Origin of the sequence: Actinomadura fibrosa, from assembly GCF_900659615.1 — a bacterium.
Lineage (GTDB): Bacteria > Actinomycetota > Actinomycetes > Streptosporangiales > Streptosporangiaceae > Spirillospora > Spirillospora fibrosa.
Map to the genome: position 1 here is coordinate 1 of NZ_CAACUY010000405.1, position 5,485 is coordinate 5,485.

The 5,485-nt window shown below is 44.8% G+C and carries 9 protein-coding genes; all 9 read right to left on the bottom strand.

The window, feature by feature from the left end; genetic code table 11:
- On the bottom strand, positions 1-359 hold a 359-nt coding region (locus tag E1300_RS54395), incomplete at its 3' end, for an external scaffolding protein D (protein WP_131763795.1).
- Entirely contained in the window at positions 356-595 is a 240-nt protein-coding gene (locus tag E1300_RS54400; RefSeq protein ID WP_016670801.1) for a phage DNA packaging protein C, read from the bottom strand. The genes E1300_RS54400 and E1300_RS54395, both read right to left, overlap by 4 nt.
- The gene (locus E1300_RS54405; RefSeq protein ID WP_435988044.1) at positions 528-680 is read right to left on the bottom strand and encodes a hypothetical protein; all 153 of its coding nucleotides are present in this window, start codon (positions 678-680) and stop codon (positions 528-530) included. The genes E1300_RS54400 and E1300_RS54405 overlap by 68 nt, the downstream gene beginning before the upstream one ends.
- The gene (locus E1300_RS54410) at positions 613-2,181 is read right to left on the bottom strand and encodes a replication endonuclease (protein WP_001134933.1); all 1,569 of its coding nucleotides are present in this window, start codon (positions 2,179-2,181) and stop codon (positions 613-615) included. Before E1300_RS54410 ends, E1300_RS54405 begins: the two co-directional genes overlap by 68 nt.
- A gap of 36 nt (positions 2,182-2,217) precedes the next feature.
- A complete protein-coding gene (locus tag E1300_RS54415) occupies positions 2,218-3,204 on the bottom strand; it encodes a Minor spike protein (RefSeq protein ID WP_000466547.1) in 987 nt (328 codons plus the stop codon).
- Between the two features lie 8 nt (positions 3,205-3,212).
- Positions 3,213-3,740 carry a hypothetical protein gene (locus tag E1300_RS54420; protein WP_000487867.1) on the bottom strand — a complete coding sequence of 176 codons (528 nt, stop codon included), beginning with the start codon at positions 3,738-3,740 and terminating at the stop codon, positions 3,213-3,215.
- Positions 3,741-3,850: 110 nt separating this feature from the next.
- Positions 3,851-5,134 (bottom strand): major capsid protein, encoded by a 1,284-nt coding sequence (locus tag E1300_RS54425; RefSeq protein ID WP_000065572.1) that lies wholly within the window; start codon positions 5,132-5,134, stop codon positions 3,851-3,853.
- A 36-nt stretch (positions 5,135-5,170) separates the two neighbouring features.
- Positions 5,171-5,287 carry a phage DNA packaging protein J gene (locus E1300_RS54430; RefSeq protein ID WP_000033471.1) on the bottom strand — a complete coding sequence of 39 codons (117 nt, stop codon included), beginning with the start codon at positions 5,285-5,287 and terminating at the stop codon, positions 5,171-5,173.
- Positions 5,287-5,485 (bottom strand): hypothetical protein (locus tag E1300_RS54435; RefSeq protein ID WP_503104951.1); only part of this gene is annotated, 199 nt, incomplete at its 5' end. The genes E1300_RS54430 and E1300_RS54435, both read right to left, overlap by 1 nt.

Here is a 5,485-nt window from a genome sequence, read left to right on the forward strand (position 1 = left end):
AATTCAGCGGCTTTAACCGGACGCTCGACGCCATTAATAATGTTTTCCGTAAATTCAGCGCCTTCCATGATGAGACAGGCCGTTTGAATGTTGACGGGATGAACATAATAAGCAATGACGGCAGCAATAAACTCAACAGGAGCAGGAAAGCGAGGGTATCCTACAAAGTCCAGCGTACCATAAACGCAAGCCTCAACGCAGCGACGAGCACGAGAGCGGTCAGTAGCAATCCAAACTTTGTTACTCGTCAGAAAATCGAAATCATCTTCGGTTAAATCCAAAACGGCAGAAGCCTGAATGAGCTTAATAGAGGCCAAAGCGGTCTGGAAACGTACGGATTGTTCAGTAACTTGACTCATGATTTCTTACCTATTAGTGGTTGAACAGCATCGGACTCAGATAGTAATCCACGCTCTTTTAAAATGTCAACAAGAGAATCTCTACCATGAACAAAATGTGACTCATATCTAAACCAGTCCTTGACGAACGTGCCAAGCATATTAAGCCACTTCTCCTCATCCAACGCGTCAGTTTTTGACAGAATCGTTAGTTGATGGCGAAAGGTCGCAAAGTAAGAGCTTCTCGAGCTGCGCAAGGATAGGTCGAATTTTCTCATTTTCCGCCAGCAGTCCACTTCGATTTAATTCGTAAACAAGCAGTAGTAATTCCTGCTTTATCAAGATAATTTTTCGACTCATCAGAAATATCCGAAAGTGTTAACTTCTGCGTCATGGAAGCGATAAAACTCTGCAGGTTGGATACGCCAATCATTTTTATCGAAGCGCGCATAAATTTGAGCAGATTTGTCGTCACAGGTTGCGCCGCCAAAACGTCGGCTACAGTAACTTTTCCCAGCCTCAATCTCATCTCTCTTTTTGCGTTCTGCTTCAATATCTGGTTGAACGGCGTCGCGTCGTAACCCAGCTTGGTAAGTTGGATTAAGCACTCCGTGGACAGATTTGTCATTGTGAGCATTTTCATCCCGAAGTTGCGGCTCATTCTGATTCTGAACAGCTTCTTGGGAAGTAGCGACAGCTTGGTTTTTAGTGAGTTGTTCCATTCTTTAGCTCCTAGACCTTTAGCAGCAAGGTCCATATCTGACTTTTTGTTAACGTATTTAGCCACATAGAAACCAACAGCCATATAACTGGTAGCTTTAAGCGGCTCACCTTTAGCATCAACAGGCCACAACCAACCAGAACGTGAAAAAGCGTCCTGCGTGTAGCGAACTGCGATGGGCATACTGTAACCATAAGGCCACGTATTTTGCAAGCTATTTAACTGGCGGCGATTGCGTACCCGACGACCAAAATTAGGGTCAACGCTACCTGTAGGAAGTGTCCGCATAAAGTGCACCGCATGGAAATGAAGACGGCCATTAGCTGTACCATACTCAGGCACACAAAAATACTGATAGCAGTCGGCGTGTGAATCATTAGCCTTGCGACCCTCGGCAGCAAGAACCATACGACCAATATCACGAAAATAGTCACGCAAAGCATTGGGATTATCATAAAACGCCTCTAATCGGTCGTCAGCCAACGTGAGAGTGTCAAAAACGATAAACCAACCATCAGCATGAGCCTGTCGCATTGCATTCATCAAACGCTGAATAGCAAAGCCTCTACGCGATTTCATAGTGGAGGCCTCCAGCAATCTTGAACACTCATCCTTAATACCTTTCTTTTTGGGGTAATTATACTCATCGCGAATATCCTTAAGAGGGCGTTCAGCAGCCAGCTTGCGGCAAAACTGCGTAACCGTCTTCTCGTTCTCTAAAAACCATTTTTCGTCCCCTTCGGGGCGGTGGTCTATAGTGTTATTAATATCAAGTTGGGGGAGCACATTGTAGCATTGTGCCAATTCATCCATTAACTTCTCAGTAACAGATACAAACTCATCACGAACGTCAGAAGCAGCCTTATGGCCGTCAACATACATATCACCATTATCGAACTCAACGCCCTGCATACGAAAAGACAGAATCTCTTCCAAGAGCTTGATGCGGTTATCCATCTGCTTATGGAAGCCAAGCATTGGGGATTGAGAAAGAGTAGAAATGCCACAAGCCTCAATAGCAGGTTTAAGAGCCTCGATACGCTCAAAGTCAAAATAATCAGCGTGACATTCAGAAGGGTAATAAGAACGAACCATAAAAAAGCCTCCAAGATTTGGAGGCATGAAAACATACAATTGGGAGGGTGTCAATCCTGACGGTTATTTCCTAGACAAATTAGAGCCAATACCATCAGCTTTACCGTCTTTCCAGAAATTGTTCCAAGTATCGGCAACAGCTTTATCAATACCATGAAAAATATCAACCACACCAGAAGCAGCATCAGTGACGACATTAGAAATATCCTTTGCAGTAGCGCCAATATGAGAAGAGCCATACCGCTGATTCTGCGTTTGCTGATGAACTAAGTCAACCTCAGCACTAACCTTGCGAGTCATTTCTTTGATTTGGTCATTGGTAAAATACTGACCAGCCGTTTGAGCTTGAGTAAGCATTTGGCGCATAATCTCGGAAACCTGCTGTTGCTTGGAAAGATTGGTGTTTTCCATAATAGACGCAACGCGAGCAGTAGACTCCTTCTGTTGATAAGCAAGCATCTCATTTTGTGCATATACCTGGTCTTTCGTATTCTGGCGTGAAGTCGCCGACTGAATGCCAGCAATCTCTTTTTGAGTCTCATTTTGCATCTCGGCAATCTCTTTCTGATTGTCCAGTTGCATTTTAGTAAGCTCTTTTTGATTCTCAAATCCGGCGTCAACCATACCAGCAGAGGAAGCATCAGCACCAGCACGCTCCCAAGCATTAAGCTCAGGAAATGCAGCAGCAAGATAATCACGAGTATCCTTTCCTTTATCAGCGGCAGACTTGCCACCAAGTCCAACCAAATCAAGCAACTTATCAGAAACGGCAGAAGTGCCAGCCTGCAACGTACCTTCAAGAAGTCCTTTACCAGCTTTAGCCATAGCACCAGAAACAAAACTAGGGACGGCCTCATCAGGGTTAGGAACATTAGAGCCTTGAATGGCAGATTTAATACCAGCATCACCCATGCCTACAGTATTGTTATCGGTAGCAAGCACATCACCTTGAATGCCACCGGAGGCGGCTTTTTGACCGCCTCCAAACAATTTAGACATGGCGCCACCAGCAAGAGCAGAAGCAATACCGCCAGCAATAGCACCAAACATAAATCACCTCACTTAAGTGGCTGGAGACAAATAATCTCTTTAATAACCTGATTCAGCGAAACCAATCCGCGGCATTTAGTAGCGGTAAAGTTAGACCAAACCATGAAACCAACATAAACATTATTGCCCGGCGTACGGGGAAGGACGTCAATAGTCACACAGTCCTTGACGGTATAATAACCACCATCATGGCGACCATCCAAAGGATAAACATCATAGGCAGTCGGGAGGGTAGTCGGAACCGAAGAAGACTCAAAGCGAACCAAACAGGCAAAAAATTTAGGGTCGGCATCAAAAGCAATATCAGCACCAACAGAAACAACCTGATTAGCGGCGTTGACAGATGTATCCATCTGAATGCAATGAAGAAAACCACCATTACCAGCATTAACCGTCAAACTATCAAAATATAACGTTGACGATGTAGCTTTAGGTGTCTGTAAAACAGGTGCCGAAGAAGCTGGAGTAACAGAAGTGAGAACCAGCTTATCAGAAAAAAAGTTTGAATTATGGCGAGAAATAAAAGTCTGAAACATGATTAAACTCCTAAGCAGAAAACCTACCGCGCTTCGCTTGGTCAACCCCTCAGCGGCAAAAATTAAAATTTTTACCGCTTCGGCGTTATAACCTCACACTCAATCTTTTATCACGAAGTCATGATTGAATCGCGAGTGGTCGGCAGATTGCGATAAACGGTCACATTAAATTTAACCTGACTATTCCACTGCAACAACTGAACGGACTGGAAACACTGGTCATAATCATGGTGGCGAATAAGTACGCGTTCTTGCAAATCACCAGAAGGCGGTTCCTGAATGAATGGGAAGCCTTCAAGAAGGTGATAAGCAGGAGAAACATACGAAGGCGCATAACGATACCACTGACCCTCAGCAATCTTAAACTTCTTAGACGAATCACCAGAACGGAAAACATCCTTCATAGAAATTTCACGCGGCGGCAAGTTGCCATACAAAACAGGGTCGCCAGCAATATCGGTATAAGTCAAAGCACCTTTAGCGTTAAGGTACTGAATCTCTTTAGTCGCAGTAGGCGGAAAACGAACAAGCGCAAGAGTAAACATAGTGCCATGCTCAGGAACAAAGAAACGCGGCACAGAATGTTTATAGGTCTGTTGAACACGACCAGAAAACTGGCCTAACGACGTTTGGTCAGTTCCATCAACATCATAGCCAGATGCCCAGAGATTAGAGCGCATGACAAGTAAAGGACGGTTGTCAGCGTCATAAGAGGTTTTACCTCCAAATGAAGAAATAACATCATGGTAACGCTGCATGAAGTAATCACGTTCTTGGTCAGTATGCAAATTAGCATAAGCAGCTTGCAGACCCATAATGTCAATAGATGTGGTAGAAGTCGTCATTTGGCGAGAAAGCTCAGTCTCAGGAGGAAGCGGAGCAGTCCAAATGTTTTTGAGATGGCAGCAACGGAAACCATAACGAGCATCATCTTGATTAAGCTCATTAGGGTTAGCCTCGGTACGGTCAGGCATCCACGGCGCTTTAAAATAGTTGTTATAGATATTCAAATAACCCTGAAACAAATGCTTAGGGATTTTATTGGTATCAGGGTTAATCGTGCCAAGAAAAGCGGCATGGTCAATATAACCAGTAGTGTTAACAGTCGGGAGAGGAGTGGCATTAACACCATCCTTCATGAACTTAATCCACTGTTCACCATAAACGTGACGATGAGGGACATAAAAAGTAAAAATGTCTACAGTAGAGTCAATAGCAAGGCCACGACGCAATGGAGAAAGACGGAGAGCGCCAACGGCGTCCATCTCGAAGGAGTCGCCAGCGATAACCGGAGTAGTTGAAATGGTAATAAGACGACCAATCTGACCAGCAAGGAAGCCAAGATGGGAAAGGTCATGCGGCATACGCTCGGCGCCAGTTTGAATATTAGACATAATTTATCCTCAAGTAAGGGGCCGAAGCCCCTGCAATTAAAATTGTTGACCACCTACATACCAAAGACGAGCGCCTTTACGCTTGCCTTTAGTACCTCGCAACGGCTGCGGACGACCAGGGCGAGCGCCAGAACGTTTTTTACCTTTAGACATTACATCACTCCTTCTGCACGTAATTTTTGACGCACGTTTTCTTCTGCGTCAGTAAGAACGTCAGTGTTTCCTGCGCGTACACGCAAGGTAAACGCGAACAATTCAGCGGCTTTAACCGGACGCTCGACGCCATTAATAATGTTTTCCGTAAATTCAGCGCCTTCCATGATGAGACAGGCCGTTTGAATGTTGACGGGA

What these genes read in the sequence shown, in the direction of transcription:
- E1300_RS54420 (WP_000487867.1), bottom strand. Translation starts at nt 3,740, where the DNA reads ATGTTTCAGACTTTTATTTCTCGCCATAATTCAAACTTTTTTTCTGAT.
- E1300_RS54410 (WP_001134933.1), bottom strand. Translation starts at nt 2,181, where the DNA reads ATGCCTCCAAATCTTGGAGGCTTTTTTATGGTTCGTTCTTATTACCCT.
- E1300_RS54430 (WP_000033471.1), bottom strand. Translation starts at nt 5,287, where the DNA reads ATGTCTAAAGGTAAAAAACGTTCTGGCGCTCGCCCTGGTCGTCCGCAG.
- E1300_RS54425 (WP_000065572.1), bottom strand. Translation starts at nt 5,134, where the DNA reads ATGTCTAATATTCAAACTGGCGCCGAGCGTATGCCGCATGACCTTTCC.
- E1300_RS54415 (WP_000466547.1), bottom strand. Translation starts at nt 3,204, where the DNA reads ATGTTTGGTGCTATTGCTGGCGGTATTGCTTCTGCTCTTGCTGGTGGC.